Consider the following 19,737-nt stretch of genomic DNA (forward strand, 5'->3'; position numbering starts at 1 on the left):
GCCCGGCGGCCGCCCGGCCGCCCCACCTCAGCTCAGCTCACCACGTCCTTCCGCGCGAACCCCCTGAACGCCAACGCGAACAGCACCAGCGCGTACGACACCGAGATCGCCGAGCCCTGGATCATGCCGCCCCACTCCAGGCGGGGCTGGATCGCGTCGGCCCAGGCGAACTGCCAGTGGGCGGGGAGGAAGTCGCGCCAGTCGCCGAGGGCGGTGACCGCGTCCAGGACGTTGCCCACGATCGTCAGGCCGACCGCGCCGCCCACCGCGCCGAGCGGGGCGTCGGTCTTCGTCGACAGCCAGAAGGCGAGGGCGGCGGTGACCAGTTGGGAGACGAAGACGTACGCGACGACGATGACGAGGCGTCGGATCGCCGTGCCGGCGGGGAGTGTGCCGCCCGTGGGGATCTCCAGGGGGCCCCAGCCGTACGCCACCGCGCCGACCGCCAGGGCGACGAGGGGCAGCAGCACCATCGCGGCGGCGCTCATGCCGAGGGCGACGGCCATCTTGGACCAGAGGAGGCGGGCGCGCGGCACGGGCGCGGCGAGCAGATAGCGCAGGGAGGACCAGCTCGCCTCGGAGGCGACCGTGTCGCCGCAGAACAGCGCGACGGGGATGACGAGCAGGAAGCCCGCCGACACGAACAGGCATGTCGCGGCGAAGTTCGTGGCGGACGCCGTCGCCGTGTCCATCAGTGTCACCTCGCCGCTGCGGGAGCCCGGTGAGCCGCCCGCGACGGCGAACGCGATGACCAGCACGACGGGGAGGAGCGCCATGATGCCGCCCATCACGAGCGTGCGGCGGCGCTTCAGCTGGCGGACCGCCTCGACCCGCAGGGGCAGGGTGCGGCCCGCGCGGTAGCCGGGCGCGGTCGGGCGCTCCGCGGTGGGGGCGCTCATGCGGTGCCTCCGATCAGGGTCAGGAACGCGTCTTCGAGGCGGCGGTGCGGGCCCATGGACTCCACGGGCACGTCCAGGCGCACCAGTTCGGGCAGGAGCCGGACGGCGCTGGCGTGCTCCGTGCCGTCGAGGCGCAGCAGGATGCCGTCGTCGGCACGGACCGCCGAGGCGACGCCGGGCAGCGCGGCGACCTTCTCGACGAGCGGGTCGGGGATGTCCGTCGCGAGGCCGACGAGGAGCGTGTCTTCGGAGCCCACGATGTCGGCGACCGGGCCCGCCTGGACGAGGCGGCCGCGGTCCATGACGACGAGGTGCGTGCAGGACTGCTCGACCTCGGCGAGGAGGTGGCTGGAGACGATGACGGTGCGGCCGCCGCGTGCGTACCGGATCATGACCTCGCGCATCTCGCGGATCTGCGGCGGGTCGAGGCCGTTGGTCGGTTCGTCGAGGATCAGCAGGTCCGGGAGGCCGAGCATGGCCTGCGCGATGGCGAGGCGCTGCCGCATGCCCTGGGAGTACGTCCGCACGGCGCGGGCGAGCGCGTCGCCGAGGCCGGCGATCTCCAGCGCCTCGGTGAGGTGGGCGTCCTCGGCGGGGCGGCCGGTGGCCTTCCAGTACAGCTCCAGGTTCTCCCGGCCGGAGAGGTGGGGCAGGAATCCGGCGCCCTCGACGAACGCGCCGACGCGGGAGAGGACGGGCGCCCCCGGCCTGATGGCGTGGCCGAAGACGCGGATCTCGCCCGCGTCGGGCTGGATGAGGCCCATGAGCATGCGCAGGGTGGTGGTCTTGCCCGCGCCGTTCGGCCCCAGGAGGCCGAGGACCTGGCCTTTCTCCACGGTGAAGGAGACGTCGCGGACCGCGTACCGGTCGGTGGACTTCGCGTACCGCTTGCTCAAGTCGGTGATCCGGAGGGGCACTTCGGCGAGCTCCGGGTCGGGGGCGGGGGCCGTGGCGCGCCTGCGCGCGGTGACGAGCAGGCCGAGGGCGAGGACGGCCGCGGCGGCGGGGAGCCACCACACCCAGGAGGGCAGCGGCGCGGCGGCGGTCTCCACGCCGGGCGCGGTCGGCACCTTCAGGTCGCCCTTGAGGGAGACGGTGTACTTGGCGGGCTCGACGGGTGACGCGTAGCCGAGGTCGGTCGAGGAGAGGGCGAGGCGGAGGCGGTGGCCCTTCTGCACCTCGTGGTCGACGGCGGGCAGGGTCAGCTCGACGTCCTTGCCGTCCTTCGCGCCCGTCACCCGGATGGGAGCGACGAGCTGGGAGGGCAGGACCTGCTGCTTGCCGTCGGGCCCCACGTCGTACACCTTCCCGAACAGCACCGCGTCGCCGCTGGAGGACCGCACGTGGGCGCGGACCGTCGGGGACCCGGTGATGCGGAGGTCGTGGCCGAGGGGCTTCGAGTCGAACTTGGCGAACTGGCCGGGGAAGTCCAGGGAGACGCCGACGCCCAGGGAGGAGAGCCGGGAGAGCGAGCCGCCGCCGGCCCCGGGGAGTCCGGAGATCGCGGGCGGGCTCGCGCCCGCGGGGTTGTCGAAGGTCTGCTCGCGCCCGCCGAGCGGGACCGCGCGCGGCCCGCTGCGGAGACCTGGATAGCGGTCGTCGCTCGCGCCCCGCTGCCGCGCGGCACCGTCGGTGGAATCCATCCCTCCGGTGCGGGTGACGCGGAACGCCGGGCCCGTGTCCACGCCCTTGTCGCCCTTGAGATAGCGGTCGAACCACGTGCCGACGCGCTGCTCGACGCGGTCGCGCTCGCGGTCGCGCTCGCCGCCGTCGTGGCCGCCGGCGATCCAGTCGACGGTCACGGGCGCGTGGTTGGCGCGGACGGCCTTGGCGATGGCGTCGCCCTGGCCGAGGGGGAAGAGGGAGTCGGTCTGTCCCTGGGCGAGGAACGTGGGCACCTTGATGCGGTCGCCGACGGCGGCCGGGCTGCGCTCGGCGAGCAGCTCGCGCGCCGCCGCGTCGGGCTTGCCGGCCACGGCGACCCTCTCGTACATCGCGCACAGCCGCTTCTCGAACTTCTCGCAGCCGCCGCCGGTGTTGACGAACATGCCGGCCCAGAGCTTCTTGAGGACGCCGTCGGGGAACAGGGCGTCCGCGAGGTTCCAGTACGTGATCTGGGGGGCGATCGCGTCCACCCGCTTGTCGTGTCCTGCGGCGAGCAGGGACACCGCCCCTCCGTACGACGAGCCGGTGACGCCCACGCGCGGGTCGCCGTCCTTGTCGAGCCGCACCTCGGGGCGGGTCGCGAGCCAGTCGATCAGCTTCGAGACGTCGGCGACCTCGCCCTTGGGGTCATTGAGCCCGATCTTGCCGGTGGACCGGCCGAAGCCGCGGGCGGACCACGTCAGGACCGCGTAACCGTCCTTGGCGAGGTCTTCCGCCTGCTCGCGCACGTCGCTCTTGCTGCCGCCGAAGCCGTGGCCGATGAGGACGGCGGGGCGCTTCTCGTCCGGGTCGCCCGCCGTGAAGTACGAGGTGTCGATCCGGGCGCCGCCGGTGTCGACCACGCGGTCCGCCCTGCGCACGGCGGGGCCGTCGTCCGAGGCGACCGCCGACCATGTGCCCACGCCTGCGAGGACCGCGACGGCGGCCGCGGCGGCGAGCAGCCTGCGCGGACCGCGCGGCACGGGGAACCTGGGCCTGGGCAGTCGTAGATCCATGCCGTCAAAGGTACGGGCGCCCACCGACAACGGCGGCAGCCACCGGTCTGAACCCCGCGGCCTCCCCGGGGAGTAGACTCCGCGCCCCGCATACCGCGGTGGTGGTAGGCACGGGCGACGACTCGGTACCGGTCAGGCCGGTCAGTACCGCTCAGCGCCGGTCGGCGCCGGTCAATAGAGTCTCCCCCCATGACGCCTCTCGGTTCCCTCGCCACCGGCCAGCGTTCGCTGGGCGATCCGTCCGTCCGCTTCCCGCTGTGGCCGCCGCTCACGGCCGGTTGTCCGGTCACCAGTACGGACACCGTGTCGTACCCGGTCGAGGTCGACTACGCCTACGACAAGGTGCCCGCCGGCCTCTTCACCACCGCGCCCGGCCACCCGCGGGGCCACGAGCACGGCCACGACCGGTGGGCCCCCCTCCTGCCGCCGCTGCACGCCCCCGGGCTCGGCGAGGGCGGCACGCCCCTCGTGCCCTTCGACGACGGCCTCTGGATCAAGGACGAGTCCCGCAATCCGACCTGGAGCCACAAGGACCGCATCAACCGCGTCACCGTCAGCGCGGCGGTCGGCGCGGGCGCGGAGGGCGTCGTCGTCGCCTCGTCCGGCAACCACGGGGCCTCGGCGGCGGCGTACGCGGCGCGGGCCGGGCTGCGCTGCGCCGTGCTCACGTCGGCGGACACGCCGCCCGCGGTCGACGCGTTCCTGCGGGCGTACGGCGCCGTGGTGCTGCCCGTGCCCGTGGACGCGCGGTGGCCGCTGCTGCGGCGGATCGTGGAGCGGTTCGGCTACCACCCCGTCAGCAATGTGACGCCGACGCACACCGGGCACGCGTTCGGGCCCGAGGGTTACAAGACCCTCGCGTACGAGATCCACGCCGAAGTCGGCGTGCCGGGCGCCGTCTTCCTGCCCACCGGGTACGGCGAGCTCCTCTTCGGCGTCTGGAAGGGCTTCGCGGAGCTGGTGCGGCTCGGCGTGACCGACCGGGTGCCGCGCCTGTACTCGTGCGAGCCCGCGGCCGGGGGGCCGCTCGCCGCGGCGCTGCGGGACGGGGTGGACGCGACGCAGGTGCCGGTCGGCGAGACGGCCGCGTACGCGATCGGCTCGTCGGTGGGCGGGTACCGCGGGGTCGTCGCCGTGCGGGAGAGCGGGGGCGCGGCGCTGCTCGTCACGGACGCGGAGATGGTGGCCGCGCGGGACGAGCTGGCGCGGGGCGGGCTGTGGCCGGAGCTGTCCGCCGCGGCGGGGCTCGCGGGGTACCGGCAGCTGGGCGCCGCCGCGGTGGAGGGGCCCGTGGTGTGCGTCTCCACGTCCAGCGGGTTCAAGGACCGTGACCTGCTCGGCGGTACGGGCTCCGTCGAGCTGGACCCGGAGGACTGGGCGGAGGTGGAGCGGCGGGTGGGAGGGTGAGCGGGTGAGCTCACCGCGGGCGCGTCAGCCCCGCCCGTCCTCCGGCGCGCTCGCCACGTCGGCGTGAGCCCCGCCCGTCCCCCGGCCCGCTCACCACGTCCGCGGGCGCGTCAGCCCTGCCCGTCCTCCGGCACGCTCACCAGCCACCGCGTGTCCCGGCGCGGCCGCAGGTACAGCGCCCAGTACAGGGTGGCGGCCACCACGATCCCGCCGGTCCAGGCGAGGTACGCCATCTCCTGCTGGCTCAGCACGTACGCGAGCACCGCGATCAGCACCACCGGCACCGCGGGCCACAGCGGCATCCGCCAGGCCGCCGCGTGGCCGTGCGAGCCGCGGCGGGCCAGCAGCGCGGCGACGGCCACCAGGAGGTACATGCCGGTCACGGAGACGCCGGTCACGCCGTACAGCGTGTCCAGGTTGACGAAGCAGAGGAGCGCGCCGGGGACGCCCACGAGCAGCGTGGCGATCCAGGGCGCGCCGGACGCGCCGAGCTTGGACAGGGCCTTGTTGACCGGCGAGGGCCACGCCTTGTCCCGGGCCGACGCGAACAGGACGCGGGAGTTCTGGATGACCATGACGATGCCCGCGTTGATGATCGCGAGGGCCACGCAGAGGCTGACGAACGTGCCGACGGCCGAGTTGGACCAGGCGGCCACCATGGCGCTGATGTCGCCCTCGGTCAGCGCGGTGAGGCTCTCCGCGCCCATGGTGATGGCGATGACCGGCACCAGGATGATCACGGCGGAGATGGCGAGGGTGGCGAGGACGGTGCGCGCGACGTTGCGGCGGGGGTTCTCCATCTCCTCGGAGAGGTAGACGGCGGTGGAGAAGCCCTGCGTGACGAAGAGGGCGATGGCGAGCCCGGAGACGATGAGCATGGCCGTGACGGTGTCGACGCCGCCGGAGCCGCCCGAGCCGGAGGCCACGGTCAGGTCGACCAGGCTGCCGGGGCCGCGCTCGGCGTGCGCGAAGCCGAGGACGGCGACGACGCCCGCCGCGACGACTTCGAGGACGAGGAAGATGCCGGTGATCCACGCGTTGGCGCGCAGGTCGAGCAGGCCGGCGAGGGTCGCGCAGATCATGACGCCCGCGCCCGCGTAGGACGGGTCGAGGTGGACGACCGGCGCCAGGTAGTCGGCCGTGCCCATGGCGATGACGGGCGGCACGATCATCACGACCAGCAGGGAGAGGACGAAGACCAGCCAGCCGGCGAGGCGGCCCGCCATCGTGGAGACCATCGCGTACTCGCCGCCCGCGCTGGGGATGAGGGTGCCCAGCTCGGAGTAGCAGAACGCGACGCCCACGCAGAGCAGTGAGCCGATCGCGATGGTGAGCGCGGTGGCGGTGCCGAGCGAGGAGAAGAGGTCGGGGACGACGACGAAGAGCGTGGAGGCGGGCGTCACGCACGACAGCGTGAGGAGGGTGCCGCCGACGACGCCGATGGAACGCTTGAGCTTCTGGGGATCGCCCGGGACGGCCACCGGCACCGGAGGGGCTTCGGTGGTGGCGGACTGGGGCGGGCGAAGCGTATCGGTCATGGAGCGCGGTTCCGATCGACTCGTACGGCAGGAGATGCGTGGGGTGCGGCGGGAGCGCTATCGCCTCCGAAGGCTGTTGAGCTGCGTGTTTCTGTGGCTCCCGGCGCGTCATCGAACCCCGGCGACAACCGGAACGTCAACGGTCACTTACCTACGGAATCCGCAGCACGGCCGCCTCCCAAGTCGCCTCGCATTCCCAAGAGTTTGCCGAGGCGGGCCTCAATGAACATGCCGCCACCGAAGATGACCTTCATATTGCAGGTGTATGAACACGAGGGCTTTAGCTGCCCGAATTGCACCCTGTGCACGGGAACCGCAAGGGGAGCGTCAAAAAAGAATCAGGGCCGTCCGGAATCCGGACGACCCTGCTCCACACTCGGTCACCGAGCGGCTCCGGTCAGTGCGTCGGGTGGAGCCGGTAGGACGGGTCGAGGTCACGGACCTCCGCCGAGTACGTCGCGCCCGCCACCCCCGACAGATGCTTGCCGAGCAGCGCGAGGACGTCGTCGGAGAGCCCCGCCTTCACGGCGGGCCCGCGCCCCGGCAGCAGGCCCACGGTGACGTGCACGAAGGGCGCCTCGGGCCTGCCGTCCACGAAGGCCGCCGAGGAGCGGCAGAACGTCTTGCCGACCCCGACCGAGTCCACCCGCTCCACGACCAGGGGATGCAGCTCCGCCACCAGGGACGGCAGATCCAGGACGCCGGACAGGGTGTCGGCGTAGTCGATGTCGATGTGCGGCATGGCTCACGGCCTTTCATGTAGTGCGCACACATCGTAGAACGGTGAACCAATGGCGAAGCCCCCGGCCAGGGGGAGTGGGCCGGGGGCTTCGGGAGCCGGGGGCGGCTCGGCGGGACGGCTCAGTGGTTGCGCGGGAAGCCCAGGTCCACCCCGGCCGGCGCGTCCGACGGGTCCGGCCAGCGCGTGGTGACGACCTTGCCGCGCGTGTAGAAGTGCGTGCCGTCGTTGCCGTAGATGTGGTGGTCGCCGAAGAGCGAGTCCTTCCAGCCGCCGAAGGAGTGGTAGCCCACCGGCACCGGGATCGGCACGTTGACGCCGACCATGCCCGCCTCGATCTCCAGCTGGAAGCGGCGGGCCGCGCCGCCGTCCCGGGTGAAGATCGCGGTGCCGTTGCCGAACGGCGAGGCGTTCATGAGGGCCACGCCCTCCTCGTACGTGTCGACGCGCAGCACGCACAGGACCGGGCCGAAGATCTCGTCCTGGTAGGCCTTGGCGGTCGTCGGCACGCGGTCGAGCAGCGAGAGCCCGATCCAGTGCCCGTTCTCGTGGCCCTCGACCGTGTAGCCGGTGCCGTCGAGAACGACCTCGCAGCCCTCGGCCGCCGCGCCCGTGACGTACGAGGCGACCTTGTCGCGGTGGGCGGCCGTGATGAGCGGGCCCATCTCCGAGGTCGGGTCGTTGCCCGGACCGATCTTGATCTTCTCGGCGCGCTCCTTGATCTTGCCGACCAGCTCGTCGGCGATCGAACCGACCGCGACGACCGCCGAGATGGCCATGCAGCGCTCGCCGGCCGAGCCGTAGGCCGCGGAGACGGCGGCGTCGGCGGCCGCGTCGAGGTCGGCGTCCGGCAGGACCAGCATGTGGTTCTTGGCGCCGCCGAGGGCCTGCACGCGCTTGCCGTTGGCGGAGGCGGCGGTGTGGATGTGGCGGGCGATCGGCGTGGAGCCGACGAAGGAGACGGCCGCGACGTCCGGGTGCTCCAGGAGACGGTCCACGGCAACCTTGTCGCCGTGCACGACGTTGAAGACGCCGTCCGGCAGACCGGCCTCGCTCAGCAGCTCCGCGATCTTCATCGACGCGGACGGGTCCTTCTCGCTCGGCTTGAGCACGAAGGTGTTGCCGCACGCGATGGCCAGCGGGAACATCCACATCGGGACCATGGCGGGGAAGTTGAAGGGCGTGATGCCCGCGACGACGCCCAGCGGCTGGCGGATCGACGAGACGTCCACGCGGGACGCCACCTCCGTCGACAGCTCGCCCTTCAGCTGCACCGTGATGCCGCAGGCCAGGTCGACGATCTCCAGGCCGCGGGCGACCTCGCCGAGCGCGTCCGAGTGCACCTTGCCGTGCTCGGCGACGATCAGCTCGGCGATCGCGTCGCGGTTGGCGTCGAGCAGCGCGCGGAACTTGAAGAGGATCGCGGTGCGCTTGGCGAGCGAGGAGGTGCCCCAGGTCGCGAAGGCCTCGCGGGCGGCGGCGACGGCCGCGTCCACCTCGTCCACGTCCGCGAACGCGACCTGCGTCGTGACGGCGCCGGTCGCCGGGTCGGTGACCGGGCCGTACGTACCGGACGCGCCCTCGACGGCCTTCCCACCGATCCAGTGGTTCACGGTCTTCGTCATGACAAGCATCCCTCTTCTCACAGGTGGCGGCGTCGGGCAGTGACGTGCCGGTCGTACTCTTCCCTGGCCTTGACCGCGGACACCCGGGTCGCCGTCTCGGCCACGGGCACATCCCACCACGCCTGTGCCGGGGGCGGCCCCGACACTGTGTCTGCCGTTTCCGTCTCCACATAGACACATGTGGGACGGTCTGCCCGGCGCGCCTCGCGCAGCGCCTCGCGCAGGTCACCGACGGTCCCGGCGCGCAGGACCCGCATGCCGAGCGAGGCCGCGTTGGCCGCCAGATCGACGGGCAGCGGGCCCTCGGTGTACGAGCCGTCCGGCGCCCGGAAGCGGTAGGCGGTGCCGAACCGCTCGCCGCCCACGGACTCCGAGAGCCCGCCGATGGAGGCGTAGCCGTGGTTCTGGAGGATGACGACCTTGATCGGCAGGTTCTCCTGGACGGCCGTGACGATCTCGGTCGGGTTCATCAGGTACGTGCCGTCGCCGACCAGCGCCCACACGGGCCGCTCCGGCGCGGCGAGCGCGACACCGATGGCCGCCGGGATCTCGTATCCCATGCAGGAGTAGCCGTACTCGACGTGGTACTGCCGCGGCGAGCGGGCCCGCCACAGCTTGTGCAGGTCGCCGGGGAGCGATCCGGCGGCGTTGATGACCACGTCCTCGTCCGTCACCAGGGCGTCGAGCAACCCGACGACCTGGGCCTGGGTCGGACGCACGTCCGGCTCGTCCGCCCGGAACGCGGCGTCGACGCGCCGCTCCCAGCGCTCCTTGCCGTCCGTGTACTCGGCGGCGTACGCGGGCTCGACGCGGTGGCCGTGCAGCGCCCCGGTGAGCGCTTCGAGCCCGGCGCGGGCGTCGGCGATCAGGGTGTCGCCGGCCATCTTGTGGCCGTCGAAGGGTGCGATGTTGAGGTTGAGGAAGCGCACGTCGGGCGCCTCGAAGAGCGTGCCGGACGCGGTGGTGAAGTCGCTGTAGCGGGTGCCGACGCCGATCACGAGGTCGGCGGTGCGGGCCAGTCCGTCGGCGGTGGCCGTGCCGGTGTGCCCGATGCCGCCGACGTCCGCCGGATGGTCGTGGCGCAGGGAGCCCTTGCCCGCCTGGGTGGAGGCGACGGGAATCCCGGTGGCGTCGGCGAACTCCCGCAGGGCGTCCTCGGCGGCGCTGTGGTGGACGCCGCCGCCCGCGACGACCAGGGGGCGGCGGGCCGTGCGCACCAGCGCGGCGGCGGTGGCCAGTTCGCGCGGATCGGGGGCCGGCCGCCGGACGGCCCAGATCCGCTCGGTGAAGAACTCGTCCGGCCAGTCGTACGCCTCGGCCTGCACGTCCTGCGGCAGGGCGAGCGTGACGGCGCCGGTCTCCGCGGGGTCGGTGAGCACCCGCATCGCGGCGAGCGCGGCGGGGATCAGCGCCTCGGGGCGGGTGACGCGGTCGAAGTACCTGGACACCGGGCGCAGGCAGTCGTTGACCGACACGTCTCCGGCGTACGGGACTTCGAGCTGCTGGAGGACGGGGTCGGCGGGCCGGGCCGCGAAGGTGTCGCCGGGCAGCAGGAGGACGGGCAGCCGGTTGACGGTGGCGAGGGCGGCGCCGGTGACGAGGTTGGTGGCGCCGGGGCCGATGGAGGTGGTGACGGCGTGGGTGGCGAGGCGGCCGCACTGCCGGGCGTAACCGACGGCGGCGTGCACCATGGCCTGTTCGTTGCGTCCCTGGTGGAAGGGCATCTCGTCGGCGTACTCCACGAGTGCCTGCCCGACCCCGGCGACATTGCCGTGTCCGAAGATGCCCCAGGTCGCTCCGATGAGCCGCTGCCGCGCGCCGTCCCGCTCGGTGTACTGCCGGGACAGGAAACGGACCAGGGCCTGGGCCGTGGTGAGCCGGATCATCGGTATCCCTCCGTGTGGTCGGGGTGGAAGCAGATCCGCCACTCCCGCTCCTGGCCGGGTCCCGCCATCACGTTCAGGTAGTACATCGCGTGCCCCGGCTGGGCGACGGACGGGCCGTGCCAGCCGTCCGGCACCAGCACGGCGTCCCCGGTGCGGACCTCGGCGAGGACGTCGGTGCCGCCCTGTCTGGACGGGAAGACGCGCTGGTAGCCGAAGCCCTCGCGGCCGTCGTGCGCCTCGATCTCGAAGTAGTAGATCTCCTCCAGCTCCGCCTCGACGCCGGGGCGGTGCTCGTCGTGCTTGTGCGGCGGGTACGAGGACCAGTTGCCGCCGGGCGTGATCACCTCGACGGCGATGAGCCGGTCGCAGTCGAAGGCGTCCGCCGAGGCGAAGTTGCGGACCTCGCGGGCGCAGCCGCCACTTCCCCGCTGCTCGACGGGTACCTCCGGCGCGGAGCCGTAGCGGGCGGGGAGTCGACGCTCGCACTTCGCTCCTGCCAGGGCGAAGCGGCCTCCCGCGCCGGAGGCGATCGTGATCCGGGCGTCGCGCGGCACGTAAGCGAAGTCGGAGACTCCGCTGAACACGCTGTCGCGGCCCAGCAGTTCGATGATCCCGTCTGCTGTCTGCACCGTACAGCCGCCGGTCAGCGGGAGCACGATCCATTCACTCTCGCCGGTGGCGAAGGAGTGCAGTCCGCCCGGTCCGAGCTCGACGACGCGCAGGTGGGAGTAGGTCCAACCGGCTCTTTTCGGATCGATGTCCAAGGTGTACGGGCCGTCGGCCGTACTGCCTTTCGGTACGTACGTCATATGGGCCTCCTCGACCTGTCCGCCCTGCTACAGCAGTCCTACAGCGGTGTCGACCGCCTGCGCCACGTCGCCGTCGGGCGGATAGAGCAGCGCCCTGCCGACGACGAGCCCCTGCACGGTGGGCAGTTGCAGGGCGCCGCGCCACTTCTCGTACGCCGCCTCCTGATCGCCTCCGGTGTCGCCGCCCAGCAGGACGGCGGGGAGCGTCGAGGTCTCCATGACGCGGGCCATGTCGTCGGGGTTCTCGGTGACGGGCACCTTCAGCCAGGTGTACGCGGAGGTGCCGCCGAGGCCGGAGGCGATGGCGATGGACCGCGTGACGGCCTCGGCGCTCAGGTCGTTGCGGGGCGGGCCGGTGCCGTCGCGCCCGGTGAGGAACGGCTCGACGAAGACGGGCAGCCGGCGCTCGGCCATGGCGTCGACGGCACGGGCGGCGGAGTGCAGGGTCCGCAGCGACCCCGGGTCGTCGTGGTCGACGCGCAGCAGCAGCTTGCCCGCGTCGAAGCCGAGCCGATCGATGTCCTCGGGCCGGTACCCGGTGAACCGGTCGTCCAGCTCGAAGGCGGCACCCGCGAGCCCGCCGCGGTTCATCGACCCCATGACGACCTTGCCGTCGAGGGCGCCGAGGAGCAGCAGGTCGTCGAGGACGTCGGCGCTGGCGAGCACGCCGTCGACGCCGGGCCGCGACAGGGCGAGACAGAGCCGTTCGAGGAGGTCGGCCCGGTTGGCCATGGCGAGCGGGTCCCGCCCCACGCCGAGGGACCCCCGGGCAGGGTGATCAGCGGCGACGATCATGAGCCGCCCACTCTCCCCGACCAACTCCCGCCGCACCCGCCGTGAGGCGGCTTCGGCGACGGCTTCGGGGTGCCGGGCGCGGGTGCGGACGAGTTCGCCGACGTCTACGGAGATGGGTTTCAGCCCCTCCGGCGTTTGAGGAGCGGGGTCCGGGGCGGAGCCCCGTGCGCGGCCACCCCGGGCGGCGCCCGGACTCATGTGACGGCCCCCGCATCCACCGCCGAGGCGACCTCGCCGGCAAACGGCATGGCGGACGAACACTCAAGGCGGGAGGCGACGATCGCCCCCGCCGCATTGGCGTACCGCATGATCCGTTCGAGGTCCCAGCCCGCGAGCAGCCCGTGGCACAGCGCCCCGCCGAACGCGTCCCCCGCGCCGAGTCCGTTGAGGACCTTCACCGGGAGCGGTGGCACCTGCGCCGCCTCGCCCGCGCGGTTCATCGCGAGCACTCCGGCGGGGCCCTGTTTGACGACGGCCAGTTGGACGCCGGCGTCGAGCAACGCCCCGGCGGCGGCGAGCGGTTCGCGCTCCCCCGTGGCGATCTCCACCTCGTCGAGGTTGCCGACGGCGACGGTGGCGTGGGCGAGGGCGGCGGCGTAGTGCGGCCGCGCTTCGGCCGGGTCGCTCCAGAACATGGGCCGCCAGTCGAGGTCGAACACGGTGATCCCCGCGCGCGCCCGGTGGGCGAGCGCCGCAAGCGTCGCCGACCGGCTCGGCTGCGCGCACAGTCCCGTCCCCGTCATCCAGAAGATCCGCGCCGCGGCGATCGCGTCGAGGTCGAGCTCGGCCTCGTGGATCTCCAGGTCGGGCGCCTTCGGCAGCCGGTAGAAGTACAGCGGGAAGTCGTCCGGCGGGAAGATCTCGCAGAACGTCACCGGCGTCGGCAGGTCCGCGACCGGGGTCACCCAGCGGTCGTCGACGCCGAACTCCCGCAGCGCGCCGTGCAGATAGTCGCCGAAGGGGTCCTCACCGGTGCGGGTGATGACGGCGGTGCGGCGGCCGAGGCGGGCCGCGGCCACCGCGACGTTGCTCGCCGAGCCGCCGAGGAACTTCCCGAACGCGGTCACCTCGGCGAGGGGCACCCCGCTCTGGAGGGGATACAGGTCCACCCCGATCCGGCCCATCGTGATGACGTCGTACGGATCACTCACCCTGTGCGTCCCTTCGACGGACCCGACGATCGTGTGCCCCCAGGTCTAATCCCGCCCCGGGAACCCTGTCAACATTTTGTCCTTACATTCGGACCACTGCTTGACACCCTTCCGGGACGGCCTGGAGTCTGACCGGCATGACGACGCTGTCCCGCATCCGGATCGGTTCGGCGCCCGACTCGTGGGGCGTCTGGTTTCCCGAGGACCCCCGGCAGGTCCCCTGGCGGCGCTTCCTCGACGAGGTCGCGGAGTCCGGGTACGAGTGGATCGAGCTCGGTCCGTACGGCTATCTGCCCACCGACCCGGCCGTCCTGACCGCCGAGACGGCCCGCCGCGGCCTCAAGGTGTCCGCGGGCACGGTCTTCACGGGGCTGCACCACGGGCCCGCCGTCTGGGAGAAGACCTGGGCCCACGTCGCGGACAACGCCGCGCTCGCGCAGGCCATGGGCGCCGAGCACCTCGTCGTCATCCCGTCCTTCTGGCGCGACGACAAGACCGGCGAGGTCCTGGAGGACCGCGTCCTCACGCCCGCACAATGGCGCGAACTGACCACCCAGACCGAGCGCCTGGCCCACGAGGTCCGCGAGCGGTACGGCCTGCGCGTCGTGGTCCACCCGCACGCCGACACCCACATCGACAGCGAGGAGAACGTCACCCGTTTCCTCGACGCCACCGACCCGGACCTCGTCTCGCTCTGCCTGGACACCGGGCACTACGCCTACTGCGGCGGCGACAGCGTCAAACTCATCGAGACGTACGGCGAACGCATCGGCTATCTGCACCTCAAGCAGGTCGACCCGGAGATCCTCGCGGAGGTGCGGGCCCAGGAGGTGCCGTTCGGGCCCGCGGTGGCGCGCGGCGTGATGTGCGAGCCGCCCGCCGGGGTGCCCGCACTCGGGCCCGTCCTCGACGCCGCCGGGAAGCTGGGCGTGGAGCTGTTCGCCATCGTGGAGCAGGACATGTACCCGTGCGACCCGGACAGGCCGCTGCCGGTCGCCCGCCGCACCCGCTCCTACCTGCGGTCGTGCGGCGCGTAGCAGCAGCCGCATTGCGTCTCTTCTGTCACAAACACTCCCGTCCTGTCACACATGTCTCGCGTACGCGGGGCTTGCGTCACAGGCGGTCGACAGTCAACCCCCGACGGTCACCCTGCGTCGTTGCACCGGGCACAGGCTGAGTGATCGCCAAGCGTCGCACCCAGTTCCCCCGTCGGCCTCTCCGGTCGCCCTGGGCGCGCGCAGGGAGGTGCCACCGATGACCGACCGCAGGCTCTGGTCGTACAAGGAGATCGCCGCGCACATTCGTGTGCAACCCGACACCGTCCGCTCCTACCGCAAGCACGGACTGCTGCCGGACCCCGACCACGTCGAGGGCGGCAAGCCCTACTGGTACGCGGACACCGTCCGGGCCTGGGTGGCCGCCCGGCCCGGCAACCGCGGCCGCAGAGACTGATCCCCCGACCGATCCCCCCGGGGCCGCGTCCGTCCGGCGCGGCCCCCCTCGTTGATTTCATACCCCCTAGGGGTATAGTCTCGGAGTGTGGAGGGAGGAGGTCACCGGGGCTCCCGGGACCGCCTCCAGCACGCTACGCCGCATTCGTACACATCCCTCCCCGAGGAGAACGACATGAGCGCCCAGACCGAGCTGCCGCAGGCCGGGTCCGAGACGACCGGGTCCTGCTGCTCCCCCAGCGGTTCCTGCCACTCCGACGCCGCCGAGGCGCCGCGGGGCGCCGTCACCACCGAGTACCAGGTGACGGGGATGACCTGCGGGCACTGCGAGGGCGCGGTGTCCGAGGAGATCTCGGCGATCCCGGGCGTCACCTCCGTCAAGGCCGTCGCCGCCACGGGCCGGGTCACCGTGGTCTCCGAAGCACCGCTCGACGAGGCCGCCGTGCGCGCCGCCGTCGACGAGGCGGGTTACGAGCTCGTCTCCACCGAGGCCTGAGCGGCCCGCCCGCGACGTCTGCCCGGCCCCGCGCCGGGTACCCCGGGCCCTGTGGTGTCGGCACCGACACCACAGGGCCCGCAGCCGTACCCCCACCCGGAAGCTGTACGAAAGAGTCATGACCGAAGTCGAACTCGCCGTCGGCGGGATGACCTGCGCCTCCTGCTCCTCGCGCATCGAGAAGAAGCTGAACCGCATGGAGGGCGTGACCGCCACGGTCAACCTCGCCACGGAGAAGGCGAAGGTCTCGTACGACGAGGGCGAAGGGGTCGCGGTCGACCAGCTGATCGCCCTGGTCGAGAAGCTGGGCTACACGGCCGAGGAGATCGTGCCGCCCCCGCCGGAGCCCGTCCCGCCCACCGGTGACGGTGCCCCGGCCCCCACCACCGCCGACATCACCGAGCCCGACACTCTGCGGCAGCGGCTGATCGTCTCCGCCGTCCTGTCCCTGCCCGTCGTCCTGCTCGCGATGGTGCCCGCCCTCCAGTTCGACCACTGGCAGTGGCTCTCGCTGACACTGGCGGCGCCCGTCGTCGTCTGGGGCGGCCTGCCCTTCCACCGGGCGGCGTTCACCAACCTGCGGCACGCGGCCGCGACCATGGACACCCTCGTCTCCGTCGGCACGCTCGCCGCCTTCGGCTGGTCGCTGTGGGCGCTGTTCGTCGGGGACGCCGGGATGCCAGGGATGCGGCACGGCTTCGACTTCACCGCCTCGCCCGGTGACGGCGCCTCCACGATCTACCTCGAAGTCGCCGCCGGGGTCGTCACGTTCATCCTGCTCGGCCGCTGGCTGGAGGCCCGCTCCAAGCGGAAGGCCGGCTCGGCGCTGCGGGCCCTGCTGGAGCTGGGCGCCAAGGACGTGGCGGTCCTTCGGGACGGCACGGAGGAGCGGGTGCCGGTCGGGCGCCTGGCCGTCGGTGACCACTTCGTCGTACGCCCCGGGGAGACCGTCGCCTCCGACGGCACCGTCGTCGAGGGCGCGTCCGCGATCGACGCCTCCCTGCTCACCGGCGAGTCGGTGCCGGTGGACGTGGGCGCGGGCGCCGCCGTGACCGGGGGCACCGTGAACGTCTCCGGGCGCCTCGTGGTGCGGGCGACGCGCGTCGGCTCGGACACCTCGCTCGCGCGGATGGCGCGGCTCGTCGAGGACGCGCAGACCGGCAAGGCCCGGGTGCAGCGGCTCGCCGACCGGATCGCCGGGATCTTCGTGCCGGCGGTGCTGCTCATCGCGATCGGCACGCTCGGCGGCTGGCTCGGCGCCACCGGCGACGTGACCGCCGCGTTCACCGCCGCCGTCGCCGTCCTGATCATCGCCTGCCCCTGCGCGCTCGGCCTCGCCACGCCGACGGCCCTGATGGTCGGCACCGGGCGCGGCGCCCAGCTCGGCATCCTCATCAAGGGCCCCGAGGTCCTGGAGTCCACCCGCCGCGTCGACACCGTGGTCCTCGACAAGACCGGCACGGTGACGACGGGCCGCATGGAGCTGACCGACGTGCACCTCGCCGGGGACACCCAGGAGCAGCTGCTGCTCCGGCTCGCGGGGGCTTTGGAGCACGCCTCGGAGCACCCGGTGGCCCGTGCCGTCGCGGCGGGCGCCGCCGACCGCCTGGGGGTCGCGGCCGGGGAGCTGCCGGCGCCGGAGCGGTTCGAGAACGTCGCCGGGTCCGGGGTGCGCGGCACGGTGGACGGGCACGAGGTGCTCGTCGGGCGGGAGCGGCTCCTCGCGGACGCGGGCGTGACGGGCCTGGAGGCGGTGGCCAAGCTGCGGGACGACGCGGAGGCCGCCGGGCGCACGGCGGTCCTGGTCGCCTGGGACGGGATGGCGCGCGGGGTCCTCGCGGTCGCGGACGCCCTGAAGGAGACCAGCCCGGAAGCGGTCCGCGAGCTGCGCGCGCTCGGTCTGAGGCCGGTGCTGCTGACCGGCGACAACAAGGCCGTCGCCGACACGGTCGCCCGCGCGGTGGGCATCGCGCCGGACGACGTCCACGCGGAGGTCCTGCCGCGGGAGAAGGTCGATGTCGTACGACGGCTACAGGGTGAGGGCAAGGTCGTGGCGATGGTCGGGGACGGCGTGAACGACGCGGCCGCGCTCGCCACCGCCGATCTGGGGCTCGCGATGGGCACCGGCACGGACGCGGCCATCGAGGCGAGCGACCTGACATTGGTGCGCGGGGACTTGCGGGTCGCGGCCGACGCCATCAGGCTCTCCCGAAAAACCCTCGCCACCATCAAGGGCAACCTCTTCTGGGCCTTCGGCTACAACGTGGCCGCGCTGCCGCTCGCGGCGGCCGGTCTGCTGAACCCGATGATCGCGGGCGCCGCGATGGCGTTCTCCTCGGTCTTCGTGGTCACCAACAGTCTCCGTCTGAGGACGTTCACATAACCCCTTCACAAGGTCGTTTCAGCATCCTCACGCCAGTCCCGAAATCCCCATATCTGGGTTCTTGCGCATGTACGGGACATATGCAAGAGACGCAGATCACAGTGATCCGAACGTAACCATTGAGGGGGGACGAGAGTCTAATGGGGCGATGCAGGAAGATGTCTTGGGGGACGTCTTCTGACATCAGGGGACATCTTGGGGGATGTTCCTGGATATTGCGTTGCCGGGGCACGTGCACCGGGGAGCTTTGAGCGGCCCTCCCGTACGTACGCGTCCCGGCAGACCGCAGGGCAGCCACAGACGCCCGGCCGGATCCCGTGGGGGGAATCCGCACCGGGAAAAAGGGAAGCGCCCCGACCGTCGACCCGTGGGGGGATCGGCGGCGGGGCGCTTTCCGCTTGTTCGCCCGGGGTCAGCGACCCTCGACCGGCACGAAGTCGCGCAGGACCTCGCCCGTGTAGATCTGGCGCGGGCGGCCGATGCGGGAACCCGGCTCCTTGATCATCTCGTGCCACTGGGCGATCCAGCCCGGCAGGCGGCCGAGGGCGAACAGGACCGTGAACATCTCGGTCGGGAAGCCCATCGCGCGGTAGATGAGGCCCGTGTAGAAGTCCACGTTCGGGTAGAGCTTGCGCTCGACGAAGTAGTCGTCGGCCAGCGCGTGCTCCTCCAGCTTCAGCGCGATGTCGAGCAGTTCGTCGGACTTGCCGAGCGCCGAGAGGACGTCGTGCGCCGCCGCCTTGATGATCTTCGCCCGGGGGTCGAAGTTCTTGTAGACGCGGTGCCCGAAGCCCATGAGCTTCACGCCGTCTTCCTTGTTCTTCACCTTGCGGATGAAGGTGTCGACGTCGCCGCCGGAGGCCTGGATGCCTTCCAGCATCTCCAGGACCGACTGGTTGGCGCCGCCGTGCAGCGGGCCCCACAGGGCCGAGATGCCGGCGGAGATCGAGGCGAACATGTTCGCCTGCGAGGAGCCGACCAGACGCACGGTGGACGTCGAACAGTTCTGCTCGTGGTCCGCGTGCAGGATCAGGAGCTTGTCGAGCGCGTTGACCACGACCGGGTCCAGCTCGTACTCGGCGGCGGGCACCGAGAAGGTCATGCGCAGGAAGTTCTCGACGTAGCCGAGGTCGTTGCGCGGGTAGACGACCGGGTGGCCCTGCGACTTCTTGTACGCGTAGGCCGCGATCGTCGGGAGCTTGGCGAGCAGGCGGATCGTCGAGAGGTGGCGCTGCTTCTCGTCGAAGGGGTTGTGGCTGTCCTGGTAGAACGTCGACAGCGCGCTGACCACGGACGACAGCATCGCCATCGGGTGGGCGTCGCGCGGGAAGCCGTCGTAGAACCGCTTGACGTCCTCGTGCAGCAGGGTGTGCTGCGTGATCTCGTTCTTGAAGGTGGCCAGCTCGTCGACCTTCGGCAGTTCGCCGTTGATCAGGAGGTACGCCACCTCGGTGAAGGTGGAGCGCTCGGCCAGCTGCTCGATCGGGTAGCCGCGGTACCGGAGGATGCCCTGTTCACCGTCGAGATAGGTGATGGCGGATTTATAGGCGGCGGTGTTGCCGTAGCCGCTGTCCAGGGTCACCAGACCGGTCTGGGCGCGGAGCTTCCCGATGTCGAAGCCCTTGTCGCCGACGGTCGACTCGATCACCGGGTAGGTGTATTCGTCGTCGCCGTACCGCAGTACTACACCGTTGTTAGCGTTCTCGCTCACGTCATCCCTCACCGACGTTGTGCCTCTTCTTCGAGGTGCCCTGACTGTCTCTACCATCCCCCATTTGGCCCTGGAGAGTGCACTCGGGGTCGACCATTGGGCCTATTGGCGGCACTCAGTGCCGCCAACCTGCTCATCCTGCCCCCTTCGCCCCGGTTCCGGAAGTGCTGTGTGAGGTTTCCTACTC

At 72.0% G+C, this 19,737-nt stretch carries 15 protein-coding genes; 5 read left to right on the forward strand and 10 right to left on the reverse strand.

All coding sequences use genetic code 11. The features are described from left to right. Window positions 1–32 precede the first annotated feature (32 nt). Both ACZ4Z4_RS03000 and ACZ4Z4_RS03005 read right to left on the reverse strand, forming a co-directional pair. A complete protein-coding gene (locus tag ACZ4Z4_RS03000; RefSeq protein ID WP_468321280.1) occupies window positions 33–899 on the reverse strand; it encodes an ABC transporter permease in 867 nt (288 codons plus the stop codon). Continuing rightward, window positions 896–3,559 (reverse strand): alpha/beta fold hydrolase, encoded by a 2,664-nt coding sequence (locus ACZ4Z4_RS03005; RefSeq protein WP_468321283.1) that lies wholly within the window; start codon window positions 3,557–3,559, stop codon window positions 896–898. The genes ACZ4Z4_RS03000 and ACZ4Z4_RS03005 overlap by 4 nt, the downstream gene beginning before the upstream one ends. 189 nt (window positions 3,560–3,748) lie before the next feature. Between ACZ4Z4_RS03005 and ACZ4Z4_RS03010 the strand changes: the two genes are divergently transcribed. After that, complete coding sequence (locus ACZ4Z4_RS03010; protein WP_468321286.1) at window positions 3,749–4,966, forward strand: threonine synthase; 1,218 nt, start codon at window positions 3,749–3,751, stop codon at window positions 4,964–4,966. A 110-nt stretch (window positions 4,967–5,076) separates the two neighbouring features. Here the strand turns inward: ACZ4Z4_RS03010 and ACZ4Z4_RS03015 are convergent, their stop codons facing one another. From ACZ4Z4_RS03015 to iolC, 7 genes are all read right to left on the reverse strand, one after another. Continuing rightward, on the reverse strand, window positions 5,077–6,504 hold the full coding sequence (locus ACZ4Z4_RS03015; RefSeq protein ID WP_468321289.1) for an APC family permease: 1,428 nt from the start codon (window positions 6,502–6,504) through the stop codon (window positions 5,077–5,079). A gap of 397 nt (window positions 6,505–6,901) precedes the next feature. Further along, complete coding sequence (locus ACZ4Z4_RS03020) at window positions 6,902–7,246, reverse strand: tautomerase family protein (protein WP_468321292.1); 345 nt, start codon at window positions 7,244–7,246, stop codon at window positions 6,902–6,904. A gap of 119 nt (window positions 7,247–7,365) precedes the next feature. Next, the gene (mmsA, locus tag ACZ4Z4_RS03025) at window positions 7,366–8,868 is read right to left on the reverse strand and encodes a CoA-acylating methylmalonate-semialdehyde dehydrogenase (protein ID WP_468321295.1); all 1,503 of its coding nucleotides are present in this window, start codon (window positions 8,866–8,868) and stop codon (window positions 7,366–7,368) included. A gap of 17 nt (window positions 8,869–8,885) precedes the next feature. Further along, window positions 8,886–10,754 carry a 3D-(3,5/4)-trihydroxycyclohexane-1,2-dione acylhydrolase (decyclizing) gene (gene iolD / locus ACZ4Z4_RS03030; RefSeq protein ID WP_468321298.1) on the reverse strand — a complete coding sequence of 623 codons (1,869 nt, stop codon included), beginning with the start codon at window positions 10,752–10,754 and terminating at the stop codon, window positions 8,886–8,888. Continuing rightward, window positions 10,751–11,563, reverse strand: coding sequence for a 5-deoxy-glucuronate isomerase (iolB, locus tag ACZ4Z4_RS03035; RefSeq protein WP_468321301.1), 813 nt, complete (start codon window positions 11,561–11,563; stop codon window positions 10,751–10,753). Before iolB ends, iolD begins: the two co-directional genes overlap by 4 nt. Window positions 11,564–11,590: 27 nt before the next feature. Next, window positions 11,591–12,472, reverse strand: coding sequence for a Cgl0159 family (beta/alpha)8-fold protein (locus ACZ4Z4_RS03040; RefSeq protein WP_468322095.1), 882 nt, complete (start codon window positions 12,470–12,472; stop codon window positions 11,591–11,593). Window positions 12,473–12,552: 80 nt separating this feature from the next. Then, window positions 12,553–13,509, reverse strand: a complete 957-nt coding sequence (gene iolC / locus ACZ4Z4_RS03045) for a 5-dehydro-2-deoxygluconokinase (protein ID WP_468321304.1) — start codon at window positions 13,507–13,509, stop codon at window positions 12,553–12,555. Between the two features lie 137 nt (window positions 13,510–13,646). Between iolC and ACZ4Z4_RS03050 the strand changes: the two genes are divergently transcribed. The 4 genes from ACZ4Z4_RS03050 to ACZ4Z4_RS03065 all read left to right on the forward strand — a co-directional run bounded on the left by ACZ4Z4_RS03050 (window position 13,647) and on the right by ACZ4Z4_RS03065 (window position 17,839). Continuing rightward, window positions 13,647–14,546, forward strand: coding sequence for a sugar phosphate isomerase/epimerase family protein (locus ACZ4Z4_RS03050; RefSeq protein WP_468321306.1), 900 nt, complete (start codon window positions 13,647–13,649; stop codon window positions 14,544–14,546). Between the two features lie 217 nt (window positions 14,547–14,763). Then, window positions 14,764–14,961 carry a MerR family transcriptional regulator gene (locus tag ACZ4Z4_RS03055; RefSeq protein ID WP_055564500.1) on the forward strand — a complete coding sequence of 66 codons (198 nt, stop codon included), beginning with the start codon at window positions 14,764–14,766 and terminating at the stop codon, window positions 14,959–14,961. 174 nt (window positions 14,962–15,135) lie between these two features. Further along, window positions 15,136–15,456: a heavy-metal-associated domain-containing protein gene (locus ACZ4Z4_RS03060; RefSeq protein ID WP_468321308.1), complete on the forward strand. Its 321-nt coding sequence runs from the start codon at window positions 15,136–15,138 to the stop codon at window positions 15,454–15,456. A 118-nt stretch (window positions 15,457–15,574) separates the two neighbouring features. Continuing rightward, the gene (locus tag ACZ4Z4_RS03065) at window positions 15,575–17,839 is read left to right on the forward strand and encodes a heavy metal translocating P-type ATPase (protein WP_468321311.1); all 2,265 of its coding nucleotides are present in this window, start codon (window positions 15,575–15,577) and stop codon (window positions 17,837–17,839) included. Between the two features lie 412 nt (window positions 17,840–18,251). Here ACZ4Z4_RS03065 and ACZ4Z4_RS03070 read toward each other — a convergent pair whose 3' ends face one another. Beyond that, window positions 18,252–19,550 carry a citrate synthase gene (locus ACZ4Z4_RS03070; RefSeq protein ID WP_190415400.1) on the reverse strand — a complete coding sequence of 433 codons (1,299 nt, stop codon included), beginning with the start codon at window positions 19,548–19,550 and terminating at the stop codon, window positions 18,252–18,254. Window positions 19,551–19,737 lie beyond the last annotated feature (187 nt).

The organism is Streptomyces sp. NPDC030245, assembly GCF_055572995.1.